The sequence below is a fragment of the Thermolongibacillus altinsuensis genome, assembly GCF_004341205.1.
GTDB classification, from domain to species: Bacteria; Bacillota; Bacilli; order Bacillales; family Anoxybacillaceae; genus Thermolongibacillus; species Thermolongibacillus altinsuensis.
Genome location: NZ_SLUL01000001.1, coordinates 146,248 through 165,060, shown reverse-complemented (window position 1 = coordinate 165,060; position 18,813 = coordinate 146,248). Strand labels below are relative to the sequence as shown.

Below are 18,813 nucleotides of genomic sequence, written 5' to 3'. Positions count from 1 at the left end.
ACCTCTTTATCCAACATGCGTTTCATAGTTCGTATGCGTCTCAATGCATCGTTTCGCCCGCTGGCGATCTTCTTCCGTTTGGAAGCTAAGGCGAAGCACGCCGTAAATATCTTCACGCGTTTCGATAATGCGAATGTTTGTAATGCTGATGCGCTCTTTCGCTAAATAGCCCGTAATTTCCGAAATGACGCCCGGATAGTCAGGAACATCGACATACAGATCGTAAAACGACGGAATCGCTCCTTTCGTGCGAACAGGGAGCCCATCGCGAAATTGTTTTGCTTCTTGAAAATAACGATAAATTTGTTCGCTATCTCCCGCCGCCACATACGCGCGAATTTTTTCCATTTCCGCTAGCCACCGATCAAACAGCTGCAACAATTCTTCTTTATTATGTATGAAAATATCGCGCCACATTTCTGGATTGCTCGAAGCGATGCGCGTAATATCGCGAAATCCACCCGCGGCAAGCCGACTGACAAGCTCATCCTCGCGCTCGTATTGCTGTGCCTGATGAACGAGGCTGGCAGCAATAATGTGCGGAAAATGGCTAATGACCCCTACAATCCGATCATGTTCTTTCGGCGTAAGTGTAACGAAATGCGCTTTTGTTCCTTCCAGCCACCGCTTGAGTGAGGAGACCGTTTCAGGTGAAACGTGCTCCGTCGGGGTTAAAATATAAAACGCATTTTCGAATAAATGTGCCCTTGCTGCCGCAACGCCGCTTTTATGTGAACCAGCCATCGGATGTCCGCCAATAAACGCCACCCCTTTTTCTAAAAGTGGCCGCGCTTTCGCCACAATCCGTTCCTTCGTGCTGCCGACATCGGTCACAATGACGTGCTCTTTTAGAGGCACGCTTTCAAGCTCGCATAAAAGCTTTTCCGTCTGGACAACAGGTGCAGCAAGGACGATGAGGTCCGCTGTCTCCGCCGCTTCAGCAAGCGATGAAGCGATCTCATCAATGACGCCAAGCGAACGAGCAAGGCGAAGCTGCTCGTTCGCAACGTCATAGCCAATGATCCATGCTTCTGGATGCGCCCGCTTAATCGCGAGCGCAATCGATCCGCCGATCAAACCGAGACCAGCGATTAAGACGTTTCCTTGCAACGATGTCCCCTTCTTTCTTTCAGCATTTCCGTTAACGCATGGATGATTGCTTCATTTTGTTGTTGAGAACCGACGGTAATACGCACCGCGGTTGGAAAGCCGAGCGCACAGCCTGAACGGACGATGATGCCGCGTTTGAGCAAATATTGAAACACTTCATCGCCGCTGAAACCGAAGTCTATTAAAATGAAATTTCCTTCCGAACGGTAATAGGCGAGCTGCTGCTCCTCGCAAAAGCGATAAAATTGCTCAAGACCTTGCTTGTTCCGCTCCGCGCAGTCGCGAATGAACACTTGGTCGGAAAGGGCAGCAAGCGCGGCTGCTTGCGCAAGGCGCGACGTATTAAACGGTTCGCGCGCCGGCTCGATCGAGCGAATGATGTTCTCATGTGCGATGCCATAACCGATGCGAAGCGCAGCAAGACCGTACGCTTTCGAAAACGTGCGCAAAATCATGATGTTTTCGTATTCGTTTAAAAACGAAACGGTTTCTGGATAGTCGTCCGCTTGCACATATTCATAATACGCCTCATCGATGACGACGAGCACATGTTTCGGCACGCGCGCTAAAAATGAACGGAGCGCGGTTTCGTTTACGTATGTGCCAGTCGGGTTGTTCGGGCTGCAAATCCAAACGACGCGCGTCGCTTCATCGATTGCGGCAAGCATCGCTTCTAAATCGTGATGCCCGTTAACAAGCGGAACTTCGCGAATTTCCGCTCCCTCGATGACCGCATTATGGCGATATTGCGGAAACGTCGGCGCCGCCATAACGGTGTTCGTTCCTTTTTCAAGAAACGCGCGGCAAATGATTTGCACCACTTCATCCGAACCGTTGCCGAAAATCAGTTGCTCTTCTTTTACGTTTAAATGAGCCGCAAGCGCCTCGCGCAAGGCGCGGGCATATCCATCCGGGTAAATGGCCAATTGTCCCAATTCTTCAGCGATCGCCTTTTTCGCCTTTTCAGAACAGCCGTACGGATTTTCGTTTGATGCAAGCTTAATGACCGTTTCAAGTCCGTATTCCCGTTTGACTTCTTCAATCGGCTTGCCTGGTTGATATGGTTTTAGATGTTGCAATTGCACCTTCACTTTCATTTCGATCCACCTTCTTTAATGGTTCAATGAGCGAAGCAGCGTACTCCTCAAACTCCTCGATCGCTTCTTCTCGCATCCGTTCATTCAATAAACGCTCGCCTAATTGCTCAATTTTTAAAACGAGCGCACTGCCGATCACCACGCCGTCACAAACCTCTTTTAACCTATCAACTTGTGCGGCAGTGGAAATGCCGAAGCCGACGACGACAGGAACGCGGCTATGTTGCTTGACTTGATGTAAAAATTGATGCAAATCGGCCGGAAGCGAATCGCGCATCCCCGTCACTCCTAAAGAGGAAACGCAATATAAAAACGACTGTGCGGAAGAAGCAATTTTGGCTATTCGTTCATTGGATGTCGGCGCGACGAGCGAAATGTACGCCATGCCATGCGCCTCGCTTAACGCGCGCATTTGTCCGCTTTCTTCCAATGGCAAATCAGGAATCAACACGCCGCTTGCGCCATTTTTTTGCGCTAAAGTAAAAAAGCGTTCTTCTCCTAATTGTAACACAGGATTGTAATACGTAAAGACAATTATCGGAATTTTTACACCTTTTTTTCTCATTTGACCGATGAGATCAAGCGCGCGAACAAGCGTCATTCCTTGCTTTAACGCCCGGCTTGCAGCGCGCTGAATGATCGGACCGTCGGCAAGCGGATCGGAATACGGAACGCCAAGCTCTAACATCGTCGCCCCGATGCGCTCAAGGGCAAGCGCCAATTCAATCGTTGCCTCTTCATTTGGATCGCCCGCAACGATAAATGGAATAAAATGTTTCATGCTCGTTCACCTTCTTCCAAGTAAGCCATCACCGTTTGAACATCTTTATCGCCTCGCCCTGATAAGCAAACGAGAACGGTTTGTTCACGGGAGCATTCAGCGGCAATTTGAAACGCTTTGGCGAGCGCATGAGCCGATTCAATCGCCGGAATAATACCTTCCGTCTCAGCCGTTATTTGCAGCGCCCGAATCGCTTCTTCATCGGTGACGCTTTCGTAACGAACGCGGCCGATGCTCGCTAAATATGCATGTTCCGGTCCGACGCCTGGATAGTCTAAACCAGCTGAAATCGAATACGGTTCGATGATTTGGCCGTTCTCATCTTGCAATAAATACGTAAGCGAGCCGTGAATAACCCCTTTTGTTCCTTTTGTGATTGTCGCCGCATGTTCAGACGTATCCAACCCTTTTCCCGCCGCTTCAACGCCGACTAGTTGAACATCGTCATGTAAAAATGAATAAAACATGCCGATCGCGTTGCTTCCGCCGCCGACGCAAGCGACAACCACATCAGGAAGCTTTCCTTCTTCTTTTAAAAATTGCAGGCGCGCTTCTTCGCCAATGATGCGCTGAAATTCGCGCACCATCCACGGATACGGATGCGGTCCAACGACCGAACCGATCATGTAAAAATGATCATCGCAATGTTGCACCCAGTAGCGAATCGCCTCGTTTGTTGCATCCTTCAATGTTCGATTTCCGCTTGTCACCGGGATGACTTCCGCTCCTAGCAATTTCATTCGAAACACGTTCAACGCTTGCCGGCGAATATCTTCTTCACCCATAAACACTTTGCATTCCATGCCGAAGCGTGCCGCAACCGTCGCCGCCGCCACGCCATGTTGGCCTGCGCCCGTTTCGGCGATGATTTTTTTCTTGCCCATTCGCTTTGCTAGCAGCGCTTGGCCAATGGCGTTGTTAATTTTATGCGCGCCTGTATGATTCAAGTCTTCACGTTTGAAATAAATTTTCGCCCCGCCATATCGTTCTGTCAAGTTATGCGCGTACGTCAGCGCGGTTGGCCGTCCGCTATATTCGCGCAAATGCTTCATATATTCCTCTCGAAACGACGGATCTGCCAATGCGTTTTTTAATTCATGCTCAATTTCTTCGAGCGGGCTCATTAACGTTTCCGGTACAAACTTTCCGCCAAACAATCCGAAACGCCCTTGCTCATTTGGCATTTTTAACATGTTCTCACCTTCTGTTCGATCATTTTGATTTTTTCTTCGCTTTTTTGTTCGTTTTCTTCGATGCCGCTGCTTATGTCGATGCCAATCGGTTGATAGCGCAACAAATCGGCAATGTTATGCGGAGAAATGCCGCCAGCGATAAAGCAAGGAACACCTTGCCGCTTCGCTTCTTCCATATAAAGCGGAACGAAGCGCCAATCAAACGATTTTCCCGTTCCGCCCCACGCTCCTTTTTGGCCGCTGTCGATCACAAAACCATCGGCAACGCCGGCAAATGCCCGCATGTCCGCCAACGCGCCTTCGCGATGATGAATCGCTTTCCATACAGGCAGCTGAAACGCTTCTTTCAATGCGCGAACGTCATCGACCGTTTCCGCTCCGTGACATTGAATGATCGAAAGAGGAATGTGCGCCGCAACGCGAGCGATGTCAGCGGCAGAGGCATGAACGAACACGCCAACGATTTGTTTCGTTCCGATGTCAACATAGCGAAGCCAATCAGCAACGTGTTCAGGGTGAACGTTCCGTTTGCTTTCCGCAAAAACGAACCCTATATAATGAGCGTTGCTTGCGGCTGTCAGCTGTACATCCCGAAGCGATCGGTTTCCGCAATATTTGATGAGCGTCATCGCCTTACACCTCGCCAAATAAACGGCGAATCGCAAGCGCCACATCTTCTTCTCTCATGAGCGCCTCGCCGACAAGCATCGCCTGAGCGCCTGCGCGTTTGACCGTTTGCACGTCATCATATGTGAAAATGCCGCTTTCACTCACCAATAATGATCCGTTCGGTATAAGTGAAGCGAGCGTTTCCGTCACAACAAGAGATGTATGAAACGTCGTTAAATCGCGATTGTTAATCCCGATGATCGTTGGCGTAAAACGGCGTAAGATCGCCTCGAGCGTTTTGGCCGAATGAACTTCGACTAAACATTCTAAACCGGCAGCATACGCTTGTTCATATAGCTCATGAAGCGCTTCCGGCTCGAGCGCCTCACCGATTAACAAAATCGCATCCGCTCCGATGTGCACGCTCTCGGTGATTTGTTTTGCATCGATAATAAAATCTTTGCGCAACACAGGGACGTCCACCGTTTGCTTGACCGCTGTCAAATACGAGCGATGTCCTTGGAAATAACGTTCATCCGTCAAAACAGAAATGGCGTCTGCTCCCGATTTTTCGTACGCACGTGCAATTTCTCTCGGGGAAACGTGCGGACGAATCATTCCTTTCGATGGCGATGCTTTTTTTACTTCGGCAATCAGCCCGATCGTTCGTCTCGGCCGCTTCAACGCTTCATAAAGCGAACGGCGCGGAAAAGATGAAGCCGGTTCGGTCAAATGAATTTGTTTAATCTCCTCGCGCTTTGTTTTTAAAATTTGTTCAAGCATACACGTTCACCTCGCAATTGTTGTAAATGGGCGAGCGCTCGCTTCGAATCAAGCGCTTCTTTCGCCAGCGCCACACCAGCAGCTGCATCGCTGACGATCCCTGCAACATAGAGCGCCACTCCCGCATTGAAAAGCACGATATTCGTCGCGCTTTCATTCGCCTCACCTGCAAAAATTTGTTCGATTAGACGAGCGCTTTCTTCGGCGCTATTGACGCGCAAATGGGTAAGTAGGCCGCGGCGAAGTCCGACATCTTCCGGCGCCAACGTATATTGCAAAATGCGCCCTTCCTTCAGCTCAACAACATCCGTTTCCGCCGCAATGCTGCATTCGTCAAGTCCGTCCCGGCTCGTCACAAAAACGACATGGATGGAATGAAGCCGCTTGAGCGTTTCCGCCATTTTTTTCGCATAATCGAGCGAATGCACACCGATCAGTTGCCGCTTTGGCCGCACTGGATTCACAAGCGGTCCGAGCACGTTGAAAACGGTGCGAAATCGAAGATCTCTTCGCGTCTTGGCAACATATTTCATCGCCTCGTGATAAAGCGGCGCAAACAAAAAGGTGAGCCCGTTCGTCCGAAGCGCCTCCTTCGCCTCCAGAGCGGTCGTTTGAATCGGAACGCCGAGATGTTCAAATACATCGGCGCTTCCGCTCTTCGATGAAACGGCTCGATTGCCGTGTTTCGCGACCTTCACTCCAAGCGAGGACACGACGAGAGCAACCGCCGTCGAAATGTTGAACGTACCGCTTCCATCGCCGCCCGTTCCGCACGTATCGATCACCTCTTCGTCGACATCAAGAGCCAGCATTTTTTCACGCATCGCCCGAACAAATCCGACCATCTCATCGACCGTTTCACCGCGAAAGCGAAGAATCGTCAAAAATGAAGCAATTTGACTGTCGTTCACCGTTCCTGTCATCAACTCCATCATCGCCCGATACGCTTCTTCTTCCGTTAATGTTTCGTGCATCAGGCATTTTTCAAGAATTTGTTCAAACATGATGCACTCCCCCTTTAAATAGCTGTTCGGCTGATTGAATCGCATGAACGAGCGCGCTCGCTTTATTGCGCGTTTCCTTCCACTCCAATTCAGGAACGGAATCAGCAACGATGCCGGCGCCTGCTTGAACGTAGGCGATGCCGTCCTTCACAACTGCTGTGCGAATGGCAATGCACGAATCGATGTTGCCATCAAAGCCGATGTAAGCAATCGCGCCCGCATATACGTTGCGAGCGGTCGGCTCGAGCTCTTGAATAATTTGCATCGCGCGAATTTTCGGTGCGCCGCTCACCGTTCCAGCTGGAAATGCAGCAATCAGCGCATCGAGCGGATGAACGTCCGCACGCAGCTTGCCCGTCACTTTCGAAATGAGATGGATCACATGCGAAAATTTGCCGATTTGCATGAGCTGAGGCGTTCGCACCGTTCCATACTCAGCCACGCGCCCGACGTCGTTGCGCGCCAAATCAACAAGCATATAATGCTCAGCGCGCTCTTTCGGGTCGTTCAACAACTCGTCGACTAAACGAGCATCTTCTGCTTCGTTTTTTCCGCGGCGCCGCGTGCCCGCAATCGGGTCAATTTCGATGCGGCGTCCGCGCACTTGAATTAATTTTTCAGGTGAACTACCGGCGATTTCGTAATCGTCCAAACGCATATAAAACAAATAAGGCGATGGATTTAAATGGCGCAATAACCGATAAATTTGCAATCCGTCGGCGGCCGTTTCCAACGAAAAACGTTGCGATAACACCGCTTGGAAAATGTCGCCGCTCGCAATATACTCCTTCACTTTTTCGACTGCTTCGCAAAACGCTCGTTTTTCATAATTCGAGCGAACATTCGCAAATGACACGGTTCGCTCAGCATCGATCATCGGCCAAACGCTCTCTTGTTTGCCGCTTGTTATTTTTTGAGCCAACTCGTCGATGCGGCGCAAAGCCGCTTCGTATTTTTCGATTTTTTGCCGGCGCGTATCTTGCTTGCGCAAGCGAACGTAATGAAGCAATATCAACTCTTTCTTTGCATGGTCAAACGCAAACAACGATTCGCAAATGACGAAATAAGCTGTTTTCATGTGTAAGTCATCATGTACATGCCGGGGAATTTTTTCAATGGAAGAGACAAAATCATAACTTAAAAAGCCGACCGCACCGCCGCTAAACGGAATGTCAAGCGTAAGCGGCTGCACGTTCAAATGCGCCTGCACCGCTAAAAAAGCCGTTTTCAACGAAGAAGCACTCGCCACTTCTCGCTCTTCTTCTCGGATCGAAAACCGTTCGCCACGATCGCTCTCAATCGTTAAAAATGGACGAATGCCGATAAACGAATAACGCGACCAAGGAGAGGATTCATCTTTGCTTTCAAGCAAAAAAACGGCTTCATCACGCAGTGCGGTAAACAATTGAATCGGCTGAAACGCATCGGCGAAAAATCGCCGCACAAGTGGAATCGTTTCATAATGCTCAGCTGCTTGCAAAAATGTGGAATGGTTCATGCATCGTTCTCCTTTCTGGAGAATGAGCATGAGAGGGTGAATGGGAGGAATAAAAAAAGCCTAAAGACGAGCGGTCTTTAGGCTTGAATATCCAACGTCCTTTTCTCCACTCCGCTCTCTCTCATTCTCATCTCAATCTCTGCTCAACTACTCAACTAAACTAACTTATTGTTAATCTTATTACATTTCGCTTTTTTCTGTCAATGATAAATCTGGTCGAAGCTGAATCGCTTTGCGTAAATAGACATGGCGCACGTCTCGCTGAGACGCTTCCGTATGAACCGTCATCATGACTCGAATGCACTTTGGCAGCGAATTCGGGACGTTTATTTCTCTCATGCACATAACCGGGACATACGTCCAGCCGGCGATGTTGCGTAACGCTTTGGCAGGAAAGGTCGCGTTTAAATCTTCCGTCGCTGAAATGAGCACAGAAACCACGTCTTCCGCTTGCACATCGTTTTGGCGAATCATTTCTTTCAACAATTGCTCCGTTTCAGCGATAATTTCTTGTTCATCGTTATTCTCGACCGTCGTTGCCCCGCGAATCGCACGAATCATTAGGACGCCCCCCCTCTTCACGCGAAAATTGTTGCAAAAAGTCAAGGAGTTGATCATCGCTGATTTGTTCTACGCGCACTTTTCCGATTTCCTCCATCAACACCATGCGCACCGTATTTCCTTTTGCTTTTTTATCTCCTTTCATCTTCAAAAGCAGTTTTTCTGCCGATACATGTGCAGGGATCGCCGTCGGAAATCCGTAATGATCGAACAAATGATAAAACGAAGAATAAAAGAGTGGACGCTGATAGAAGCGCTCGCTCACAAAGATGGCAAACAGCATGCCGAGCGCCACCGCATCGCCATGTGTGATTGTACCATAGCCTAGCTCGCTTTCAAGCGCATGACCGAGCGTATGACCGAAGTTTAAATGGGCGCGAATGCCTGCCTCTTTTTCATCTTGCGCAACGATCGCAGCTTTAATTTCAATTCCTTTTTTCAGCGCATATTGCAAATTTTCGCCGCGCAAATCGCTAAGCGTATGAATTTTCGCCTGCAGCCACCCGAAAAAAGCGCGATCATAAATGAGCGCATGTTTGATTACTTCGGCAAAGCCAGAGCGCATCTCTCGTTCAGGAAGCGAGTTTAGTAGAGAAACATCGTAAAAAACGGCCTCCGGTTGATAAAACGCACCAATCATATTTTTGCCAAGCGGATGGTTAATCGCCGTTTTGCCGCCGACCGCGCTATCGTGCGCTAAAAGCGTCGTCGGCACTTGAATGAAGCGAATGCCGCGCATATACGTCGCCGCGACAAAGCCGGCTAAATCACCAACCACTCCCCCGCCTAAGGCGACGATGAGCGCATCGCGATCGAGCCCGTACGTTAACGCCGCCGTATGACAGGCATAAAATTGTTCGAACGACTTTGATTCCTCTCCGCTTGGAATGATGTGCGTATATACTCGGTACGTTCGCTCAAAAACGGAACGAACGCGTTCTAAATAAAGAGAAGCAACCGTTTCATCGGTAATGATCAACACGGCGGATACGTTCTCACACGTTCGTTGCACGATGCTTCCAATCGAATGAATGATTCCGTCTCCAATATAAACGTCATATTGTTTAGATGGCGTTTCGACGCGAATGCGATTCATGATTAAAACTCCTTTGCGTATTGACGCATTTTTTCAACATTTTCAGCAATTAAATCCATGCGATCTTGTCCGAATTGCGAAACGATCGCTGCAGCAATTTCCCAAGCAACAACCGCTTCCGCGACGACGCTCGCCGCTGGCACCGCGCAGCTGTCAGAACGTTCAATGCTTGCAGCAAACGGCTCTTTCGTTTCAATGTCCACGCTCATAAGCGGCTTATACAGCGTAGGGATCGGCTTCATCACGCCGCGGACGACGATCGGCATCCCCGTTGTCATTCCTCCTTCAAAACCGCCTAATCGATTCGTTTTGCGCGTATACCCTGTTTCCTTGCTCCAAATGATCTCATCGTGCACTTCGCTTCCAAAACGGCGCGCAGCCTCAAAACCAATGCCAAACTCAACGCCTTTAAACGCGTTAATGCTGACGATGGCCGCCGCAATTTTCGCATCTAATTTCCGATCGTAATGAACGTAACTTCCGACTCCTGCTGGAACGCCTTCAACAACCACTTCGACGATGCCGCCGATCGAATCGCCTTTTTGTTTCGCCATATCGATCGCTTCGATCATTTTCTTTTCCGCTACCGGATCAAAGCAACGCACAGGCGATTGTTCCGTCACTTCTTGCAGCTCTTTCAGCGATGCGTAATCAAGCTTTTCTGCTTTCACTCCGCCGATTTCAACAACGTGGCTCGCAACCTGAATGCCGAGCTCCGCTAAAATTCGTTTCGCTACCGCCCCTGCCGCTACGCGCACCGTCGTTTCACGAGCAGAGGAACGCTCAAGCACGTTGCGCATATCGCGATGCCCATATTTGATCGCTCCATTTAAGTCGGCATGACCCGGGCGCGGGCGAGTCACCTTTCGTTTCACTTCTTCCGTTTCGTCTTCTAGCGGTTCAATTCCCATAATGTTTGTCCAATGCTTCCAATCGCGATTTTCAACAACGAGCGTAATCGGTGAACCGAGTGTTTTGCCGTGGCGCACGCCGCTTAAAATTTTCACTTCGTCCTTTTCAATTTGCATGCGACGACCGCGTCCATATCCTTTTTGGCGGCGTGCTAAGTCGATGTTAATATGCTCCGCTAAAAGCGTCAGCCCCGCGGGCACCCCTTCTAAAATCGTCGTTAATTGCGGGCCGTGTGACTCTCCAGCTGTTAAGTACCGCACGTCTCTCTCTCCCTTCATCTCTTTAAAGCGATTATGTATGAATATAGCACATTTTTCCTTTGGAAGTAACCCCCTATTGAAAGGAAGGCGACCGAATTGCGACGGTCGCCATATATTCTTTCGGGTCAAGCGACCGAATTGTGACGGTCGCCTTATATTTTCCGATAAAAAAACGTATCTTCGATTTCAAATCCGTACACGTTCGGATTGAAAATTTGCTCGGTGCTGCCGACAAAAAAAATGCCGCCTGGCCGCAATGCTTTATTAAATTTGAAATACAATTCATGTTTCGCTTCTTCCGTAAAATAAATAAGGACGTTGCGACAAACGATTAAATCAAAATTTGTATCAAACGGATCAGCCAGTAAATTATGTTTTTTAAACGTGACCGCTCTCTTTATTTCTTCACTAATTTTATAGTGCATTCCTTCTTTCGTAAAAAACTTTTTTTTCACATCTTCCGGCACTTCTTGCAGCGAACGCTCAACGTAAACACCTAGTTTGGCGCGAGCAATCGCATTTTCATCGATGTCGGTCGCAAGGACAGACACTTGGGATAGCGGCATAAATTTCGATAAAATGATCGCAAGCGTATACGGTTCTTCCCCGGTGGAACATGCCGCGCTCCACACTTTTAGGCGCTTGTTTTTCTCAAGCAGCTTCGGAATGATCTTTTTTTCAAGCACTTCCCATCGTTTGGCGTTGCGGAAAAATTCAGATACATTGATCGTCATCCGATCTAAAAATTCATGAAAAAGCGATTGGTCATGATTCATCGCTTTAAAAAACTCATCGAAGTTTTTAAATCCCTTTTTTTCATACAAGGATGTCAAACGCCGTTTCATTTGCGCTTCTTTATAAAGAGCTAAATCGATCCCCGTTTTCTTTTTAACATTCGCAATAAATTGTTGATAATCGCTCATCTTCACGAAACTCCTCTTCCCTTTTCCTTCATGAATATAGTATAGCGCAAATGTGAAAAAACGGAAATGACAAATAAAAAACGGATCGCTCATCGCGACCCATTTTTAGTAAATCCATTCGTTCATTAACTTGCTGTAAGAAACAAGCTCTTCTTCTTTGAAAAACAGTTGAATTTCTCGCTCAGCGCTTTCTTTTGAATCGGAACCGTGAATGATATTCTTGCCAACCGTTAAGCCAAAATCGCCGCGAATCGTTCCAGGCAATGCTTCTTGCGGATTGGTTTTCCCCATCATTTGGCGGGCAACAGCGATGACGTTATCGCCTTCCCATACCATCGCGAAGACAGGGCCTGACGTAATAAAATCGACAAGTTCACCGAAAAACGGACGCTCTTTATGTTCAGCGTAATGCTTCTCCGCTAACTCGCGTGAAACTTGCATCAATTTCGCTCCGACAAGTTGAAAGCCTTTTCTCTCAAAACGTGCGACGATTTCACCGATCACACCGCGCTGCACCCCATCTGGTTTGACCATTAAAAATGTTCTTTCCATGACGAATTCCCCACCCCTGCTACGTTATGTATTAGGAATATTTCCCGAAGACCATCATACCATCATCTTTAAAAATTAGCAATATTTTAATATTTTCGCTTGCCGATGTATTTGGCAATGTTGTAAAGCGCATTCCAAGCGCGATTGCGCGGCAACGACTGCAAAATCGACAGCGCTTTTTGCAAATAACGTTCACCAAGCTCATACGACTTTTCAATCGCATCCGTTTGTTTAATGCGTTCAATGAGCTCCTTCATTTCGCTGGCGGTGGTCGCCTCGTTCACTTGCATAATGCTTTGCCTTAACGCTTCTTCCTCCATCGCATACAGCACAGGGAGGGTCACATTGCCTTGCGAAAGATCGCTTCCTGCTGGTTTGCCGAGCTCTTTTTCCGTGCCGATGAAATCGAGAATATCATCCGTAATTTGAAACGACATGCCCACATAATAGCCAAACCAATATAATTTGCGATGAATCGACTCAGGCGCACCTGCCACAACGGCGCCTAACTGACAGCTTGCAGCAATTAAAAGCGCGGTTTTTCGCTTAATGCGCTGCAAATAGCGGCGTAAATTTTGATCAAAACGATATTTGTCGCTTATTTGTTCAATCTCACCGCGGCATACTTCCACAATCGTGTCAGCTAAGATTTGATGAGCAAGCGGGTTTTTAATGTTCGCCATCAACTCGAGCGAACGAGCAAAAATATAGTCCCCAACATACATAGCAAAACGGTTGCCCCATTTTGATTGAATCGTCTCCTTCCCGCGCCGCAACTTCGCGTTATCAATGACATCATCGTGCACGAGAGAAGCCATATGAATGAATTCAAGAGCAACCGCCACATGCTTTATACATTCGAAGTCATATGTGCCAAATTGGCCGCCAAGCAGAACAAATACGGGACGAATGCGCTTTCCGCCCGCTTGCAATAAATGAAGAGATGCCTGATTTAACAGAGGATCATCCGCTTGAATCGATGCTTCTAGTTCTCGTTCAATTTTATTTAAATCCGCATTCAAAAACGAATACATCGCTTTTAACTTCATCATGGTTCACCTTAACGTTGATTAGGTTTATATCCGAGATGCATCGCCGCCACTCCAAACGTATATGGCTTCACTTCAATATTGACGAATCCCGCTTCTCGAAACATTTGTGCTAGCTCATCCATTCCCGGAAAATCGCGCGCTGATTCTTGCAACCAAGAATATTCCTCATAGCTTTTCGCGAAAATTTTTCCAAACAAAGGCATAATGTAGCGGAAATAAAAGTAATATAACTGCCGAAAACCGATAAGTGTCGGCTGTGATGTTTCTAAACAAACGACTTTCCCGCCCGGCTTGACAACGCGATACATTTCTTTTAACACCGTCATATAATCCGGAACGTTGCGCAATCCAAAGCCGATCGTCACGTAATCAAACGTATTATCGGCAAACGGCAAGTCCATCGCATTGCCGTGCACAAGCGTCACATTGCCAAGCTTGTGCGCCTTTACTTTCTCTTCGCCAACTTTCAACATATTTTGGCTAAAATCAAGCCCATATACTTCCCCTTCAGGCCCGACCGCTTCCGCTAAGGCGATCGTCCAATCCGCCGTACCGCAGCACACATCGAGCGCTTTTGCTCCTTTTTGCACATTCATGCGCTTCATTGTATCTTTCCGCCATGCTAAATGACGTTTAAAGCTAATGACGGAATTCATTTGATCATAATGCGCATAAATTTTTTCAAACACTCGATGAACCCGTTCTTCTTTCGATTGTTGCATCTGTTTCCCCTTCTTCCTTTTTCACGTTGATTGGTCGAGGAGATGGTAAAGTCGCCCTTTCATGTCCTCATGCATCGGTTGCGAATGAAGAAGGTCATTCAGTTTGCGCTTGCAATGCTCCACATAATCCGCAACCGCTTTCTCTTTTTTGTTTTCGTCGCTTAAGCGCTTGAGCGAGAAAAAATAGTAAGCAAACTCGCTCCAATTTTCCGCGTTCACATATTGTGCTAATTTGCAAATAAGCGCTGATTCGATCGTTCCAAGGCAACGGAAGCGTTCAATCGCATCAACATTTCCTCGTTGCAAACGGATTTTTTGCACGTTTATTTCTTTAATCGCCTCCGCAAAGAGACGGATGAGCGCCATCCCGTGGTTGTTTGCTAAAAACTGATAATACAAACCGCTATATAAATCCCCAGCCAACACCGTTAGCTGGCGGAGATGCATCGCTTCGTGTTCATCAACTTCATCATGGGTATCAAGGGCGATTTGAATTAACATCATCGTAAACACATAATCTTCTGCTATATTCCTATCAATGTTAGCCGCATCGAGCATCGAAAGAGAGAAAGCGATTCGATCCTCATCGATCATTCGCGGATTCATATATCGGCATAAATAAGGATGCGTAATCGCTTGTTCGATGCGCTCCTTTACCGCTTCAATTCGTTTTTGCAATTGTTCCAACACCATCACCCTTGCTTCCCGAAAACTAAAGTTCAACAAAATTCATTATATCATAAACCATGCAATCGTTAACGATGATTTTTTGTCTCTGACTGAATTTCACCGTGGCGTGTTTGAATAAGCGCTTTGCCACGCACTTTGATCGCTGACGTATGCTCAGTAAACTGCGCAATTAGCACTTCTCCTTGGTCAAGCTTTTCGGAATGATGAAAACGTGTATCCGAACCGCGCGTCAGCCCGATGACGTTTACACCATCTTCCAACGCTTTAATAACAACATAGTCGCTGTTAATTTGCATGCGTTCTTTCCCTCCTTATGATTTAATAAGTGCTAATATTTCTGCGCGCGCTTCCGCATCTGTTTCCAATACGCCGCGCACGGCTGTTGTCACCGTTTTGGCTCCAGGTTTTTTCACGCCGCGCATCGTCATGCACATATGCTCCGCCTCGACAACGACCATCACTCCGTGCGGATCAAGCGCCTCAACGATCGCATCAGCCACCGTTGCCGTAATTCGCTCTTGCAATTGCGGGCGTCGCGCAACCGCTTCGACCGTTCTCGCTAATTTACTTAACCCTGTTACTTTTCCGCCGCGCGGAATATATGCGACATGGGCGACTCCAAAAAATGGGACAAGGTGATGTTCACACATTGAATAAAACGGAATATCTTTTACAAGCACAAGTTCTTCATGCTCTTCGCTAAAAACGGTTTGTAAATGTTGCTTCGGATCTTCGTTTAATCCCGCAAACACTTCCGCGTACATTTTTGCAACGCGTTTTGGTGTATCGAGCAAGCCCTCACGATTTGGATCTTCTCCAATCGCTTCTAAAATAAGGCGAACGGCTTGTTCAATTTGTTCATGATTGATTGACATAAAAATCCCCCTAGCATTGAACTTCACGTAATCCGATTCTAGCATAGAAAGATTACAAAAAGCAAAAAAGAAGAGGTTGCCGCGCAACCGGCCACCTCTCCTTATATGCTGTATGTAGATTACTTCACAGCATCTTTTAACGCTTTCCCTGGTTTGAAAGCAGGAACTTTGCTTGCTGCAATTTCGATTTCTTCGCCTGTTTGCGGGTTGCGTCCTTTACGTGCCGCACGCTCGCGCACTTCGAAGTTGCCAAAACCGATCAATTGCACTTTCTCGCCGTTTTTAAGCGCTTCTGTGATTGCGTCAAAAACAGCATCAACAGCTTTAGACGCATCCTTTTTTGAAAGGCCGCTTGTTTCAGCTACTTTAGTGATTAATTCCGTTTTGTTCATGCCATTCACCTCCTCCCAAAGTTTGAAACCTATGCGAATGGGTTATTTTCATTTGTTTACACTTTCTAGTTTTTCTATACATCAAAAAACTAGAATTTATTAACACGCCTAATATTAACCGATTCATTCGCATAATTCAACATTTTTTCAGCAAAACCATGCAAAATTCCTATCATTCTCCAACAAATCCAACGATTTCTGAATAAAGAGTATCATATGACGATTTCCGACCGCAAGAGCAAATTTCTATATAAATTCAAATTAAGCCTCTGATATATTTGATCATGAAATAAAAGACCGCTTTTTTTCCGTACGATATCAATATACCTTAAAAAAACATAGAAAAAAAGACTCCTCATTCGGAGCCTTTTACAAAATAATTGCGATTAAACCGCCAGAGCCTTCGTTAATGATCCGCTCAAGCGTTTCTTTTAATTTGTAGCGAGCATTTTCCGGCATGAGCGCTAATTTTGCCTGAATGCCTTCGCGAACAATCGAGCTGAGCGAACGGCCGAAAATATCAGAATTCCAAATCGATAGCGGATCATCCTCAAAGTCTTGCATTAAATAACGAACAAGTTCCTCGCTTTGCTTTTCCGTGCCAATAATCGGCGCAAATTCCGACTCCACATCGACTTTAATCATATGAATCGACGGGGCAACCGCCTTTAACCGAACGCCAAAGCGTGAACCTTGACGAATGATTTCCGGCTCATCTAAACTCATGTCAGCAAGTGCCGGAGCGGCGATGCCGTATCCGGTTTGTTTCACCATTTTTAACGCATCTGCAATTTGATCGTATTCCGCCTTCGCATAAGCGAAATCTTGCATCAATTGCAACAAATGATCTTTGCCTCGTATTTCGACGCCGACCACTTCTTTTAAAATTTGATCATATAATTCATCTGGCGCATATAAATCAATTTCAGCAACTCCTTGCCCCATTTCAATGCCCGCAAGCCGCGCATCATCGATAAAGTCGTATTCGCCAAATTGCTGAACAACGCGATCCACATCACGCAACCGTTTAATATCTTTCACCGTATCTTTGACTGCTTCTTGGTAGCTTTCCCGCAGCCAATGATTTTCTCGCAATACCATGACCCAGCTCGGCAAATTGACATTCACTTCAAGCACTGGGAATTCATATAATGCTTCACGTAACACACTATACACATCCGACTCACGCATTCCTTCAACGCTCATCGCCAACACCGGAATGTCGTACTTTTCGCTTAACTCCTTTCTGAGCGCCTCGGTTTCTGGATGTTGCGGGCGCACCGTATTCACAATCATAATAAACGGCTTACCGACTTCTTTTAACTCGTTCACGACGCGTTCTTCTGCTTCGACGTAATTTTGGCGAGGAATTTCGCCAATCGTTCCGTCCGTCGTAATGACGACGCCAATCGTCGAATGCTCTTGAATGACTTTGCGCGTCCCTATTTCCGCCGCTTCTTGAAACGGAATAGGCTCTTCGTACCACGGCGTATGAATCATGCGAGGGCCGTTTTCATCCTCGTATCCTTTCGCTCCTGCAACAGCGTATCCTACGCAATCAACGAGACGAATATTCACCTCAAGCCCTTCGTCCACTTTCACTTTCACCGCTTGATTCGGCACAAACTTCGGCTCTGTCGTCATAATCGTTTTTCCAGCGGCGCTTTGCGGCAATTCGTCTTGTGCTCGCGCTTTATCCGCTTCATTTTGAATATTTGGAATGACGACCAATTCCATAAACTTTTTAATAAATGTTGATTTTCCCGTCCGTACAGCGCCGACAACCCCTAAATAAATATCACCACCGGTACGCTCGGCAATATCTTTAAAAAGATCAACCTTTTCCAACTGCCTTCCCTCCCTTATCTACCTTCATCCTATGAGGACACTATATGAATATGTTGTTGTCCCATTCATTTATGACTAAAAAAATCCCTTCTCTAGAATGTATTCACTAGAGAAGGGATCATGACTCATTTCACAAGAAAAATCGGTTCATTTTTGTTTGGATCGACCGTATAGGGCAACGAATAGGCTGGAACAAATAGCGAGTCATCAACAAGCAAATCGCGAATATCTTCGCCATATTGATACGAATGATTCGTTTTTTGCAAACGTTCGTACAAATCGATTCGATAATCAACATAAATTTCACCGTTTGCATCAATGATGAGCGGAAGGTTTTTCCCCGAATACGGACTGACCACATACGGCGGTTCTTTTAAGCCGAGCTTTTTGTAATCGAGCGTAAAAATTCCTTTCGCCAACATCTCTTTAAACGGAGGATAACCATGCGTATCGCGATACATATTGATTCGTAATTTCAAATCGCGAATCGCCTCAGCCATGCGCAAATCGAGCAATTTCACCGTCGGATTCGTTTCAACATCGACGAGAACATACTGATAGACGCCTCCGCTTTCAAACGCGTTTCCCGGCGGCTCCGCCATATAACGCGGCGTCAATAAATTAAAATCGATCGGATATTTTTGATAAATCGGCGTCGTCATATCGCGCGTTTTAATCGGCAATAATCCGCCCGTTGCTTCTCGATATTGGTCGACCGCGGCTTGTACACTTTGCACTTGATCTTTATACGGAATTTGATTTTGCACCAGCCGCTCCTCTGGATATAAACACCCCGATAATGCCAGCATGACGATCGTTGCGAAAATTGTTTGCATCCATTTCTTCATCATCGCA

At 47.0% G+C, this 18,813-nt stretch carries 21 protein-coding genes; all 21 read right to left on the bottom strand.

All coding sequences use genetic code 11. The features are described from left to right. Window positions 1-6 precede the first annotated feature (6 nt). Entirely contained in the window at window positions 7-1,110 is a 1,104-nt protein-coding gene (locus tag EDD69_RS00915; RefSeq protein WP_132947089.1) for a prephenate dehydrogenase, read from the bottom strand. Continuing rightward, on the bottom strand, window positions 1,092-2,207 hold the full coding sequence (hisC, locus tag EDD69_RS00910; protein WP_132947088.1) for a histidinol-phosphate transaminase: 1,116 nt from the start codon (window positions 2,205-2,207) through the stop codon (window positions 1,092-1,094). The genes EDD69_RS00915 and hisC overlap by 19 nt, the downstream gene beginning before the upstream one ends. Next, on the bottom strand, window positions 2,149-2,988 hold the full coding sequence (gene trpA / locus EDD69_RS00905) for a tryptophan synthase subunit alpha (RefSeq protein ID WP_132947087.1): 840 nt from the start codon (window positions 2,986-2,988) through the stop codon (window positions 2,149-2,151). Before trpA ends, hisC begins: the two co-directional genes overlap by 59 nt. Next, window positions 2,985-4,181 (bottom strand): tryptophan synthase subunit beta, encoded by a 1,197-nt coding sequence (trpB, locus tag EDD69_RS00900; protein WP_132947086.1) that lies wholly within the window; start codon window positions 4,179-4,181, stop codon window positions 2,985-2,987. The genes trpA and trpB overlap by 4 nt, the downstream gene beginning before the upstream one ends. Beyond that, window positions 4,175-4,810, bottom strand: coding sequence for a phosphoribosylanthranilate isomerase (locus EDD69_RS00895; protein ID WP_132947085.1), 636 nt, complete (start codon window positions 4,808-4,810; stop codon window positions 4,175-4,177). The genes trpB and EDD69_RS00895 overlap by 7 nt, the downstream gene beginning before the upstream one ends. 4 nt (window positions 4,811-4,814) lie before the next feature. Continuing rightward, window positions 4,815-5,573, bottom strand: a complete 759-nt coding sequence (gene trpC, locus EDD69_RS00890; RefSeq protein ID WP_132947084.1) for an indole-3-glycerol phosphate synthase TrpC — start codon at window positions 5,571-5,573, stop codon at window positions 4,815-4,817. Continuing rightward, window positions 5,555-6,577, bottom strand: a complete 1,023-nt coding sequence (gene trpD / locus EDD69_RS00885) for an anthranilate phosphoribosyltransferase (protein WP_132947083.1) — start codon at window positions 6,575-6,577, stop codon at window positions 5,555-5,557. The genes trpC and trpD overlap by 19 nt, the downstream gene beginning before the upstream one ends. Beyond that, window positions 6,570-8,075, bottom strand: a complete 1,506-nt coding sequence (gene trpE / locus EDD69_RS00880) for an anthranilate synthase component I (protein ID WP_132947082.1) — start codon at window positions 8,073-8,075, stop codon at window positions 6,570-6,572. The genes trpD and trpE overlap by 8 nt, the downstream gene beginning before the upstream one ends. 180 nt (window positions 8,076-8,255) lie before the next feature. Next, window positions 8,256-8,636 (bottom strand): chorismate mutase, encoded by a 381-nt coding sequence (gene aroH / locus EDD69_RS00875; RefSeq protein WP_132947081.1) that lies wholly within the window; start codon window positions 8,634-8,636, stop codon window positions 8,256-8,258. Beyond that, window positions 8,596-9,732, bottom strand: coding sequence for a 3-dehydroquinate synthase (gene aroB / locus EDD69_RS00870; protein ID WP_165871693.1), 1,137 nt, complete (start codon window positions 9,730-9,732; stop codon window positions 8,596-8,598). Before aroB ends, aroH begins: the two co-directional genes overlap by 41 nt. A 2-nt stretch (window positions 9,733-9,734) precedes the next feature. Next, complete coding sequence (aroC, locus tag EDD69_RS00865; RefSeq protein WP_132947079.1) at window positions 9,735-10,904, bottom strand: chorismate synthase; 1,170 nt, start codon at window positions 10,902-10,904, stop codon at window positions 9,735-9,737. Between the two features lie 152 nt (window positions 10,905-11,056). Continuing rightward, on the bottom strand, window positions 11,057-11,827 hold the full coding sequence (locus EDD69_RS00860) for a CheR family methyltransferase (protein WP_132947078.1): 771 nt from the start codon (window positions 11,825-11,827) through the stop codon (window positions 11,057-11,059). A 105-nt stretch (window positions 11,828-11,932) separates the two neighbouring features. Then, entirely contained in the window at window positions 11,933-12,379 is a 447-nt protein-coding gene (gene ndk, locus EDD69_RS00855) for a nucleoside-diphosphate kinase (RefSeq protein WP_132947077.1), read from the bottom strand. A gap of 86 nt (window positions 12,380-12,465) precedes the next feature. After that, a complete protein-coding gene (gene hepT / locus EDD69_RS00850; RefSeq protein ID WP_132947076.1) occupies window positions 12,466-13,428 on the bottom strand; it encodes a heptaprenyl diphosphate synthase component II in 963 nt (320 codons plus the stop codon). A gap of 11 nt (window positions 13,429-13,439) precedes the next feature. After that, window positions 13,440-14,153 (bottom strand): demethylmenaquinone methyltransferase, encoded by a 714-nt coding sequence (locus EDD69_RS00845; RefSeq protein WP_132947075.1) that lies wholly within the window; start codon window positions 14,151-14,153, stop codon window positions 13,440-13,442. A 21-nt stretch (window positions 14,154-14,174) separates the two neighbouring features. Then, complete coding sequence (locus EDD69_RS00840) at window positions 14,175-14,846, bottom strand: heptaprenyl diphosphate synthase component 1 (protein ID WP_132947074.1); 672 nt, start codon at window positions 14,844-14,846, stop codon at window positions 14,175-14,177. 62 nt (window positions 14,847-14,908) lie between these two features. Beyond that, on the bottom strand, window positions 14,909-15,139 hold the full coding sequence (gene mtrB, locus EDD69_RS00835; RefSeq protein WP_132947073.1) for a trp RNA-binding attenuation protein MtrB: 231 nt from the start codon (window positions 15,137-15,139) through the stop codon (window positions 14,909-14,911). 15 nt (window positions 15,140-15,154) lie between these two features. Beyond that, on the bottom strand, window positions 15,155-15,718 hold the full coding sequence (folE, locus tag EDD69_RS00830) for a GTP cyclohydrolase I FolE (protein WP_132947072.1): 564 nt from the start codon (window positions 15,716-15,718) through the stop codon (window positions 15,155-15,157). 119 nt (window positions 15,719-15,837) lie between these two features. Next, the gene (locus tag EDD69_RS00825; protein ID WP_165871692.1) at window positions 15,838-16,110 is read right to left on the bottom strand and encodes an HU family DNA-binding protein; all 273 of its coding nucleotides are present in this window, start codon (window positions 16,108-16,110) and stop codon (window positions 15,838-15,840) included. A 369-nt stretch (window positions 16,111-16,479) separates the two neighbouring features. Next, a complete protein-coding gene (gene spoIVA / locus EDD69_RS00820) occupies window positions 16,480-17,958 on the bottom strand; it encodes a stage IV sporulation protein A (RefSeq protein WP_132947070.1) in 1,479 nt (492 codons plus the stop codon). Window positions 17,959-18,083: 125 nt separating this feature from the next. Further along, window positions 18,084-18,806 (bottom strand): hypothetical protein, encoded by a 723-nt coding sequence (locus EDD69_RS00815; RefSeq protein ID WP_132947219.1) that lies wholly within the window; start codon window positions 18,804-18,806, stop codon window positions 18,084-18,086. Window positions 18,807-18,813: the final 7 nt, after the last annotated feature.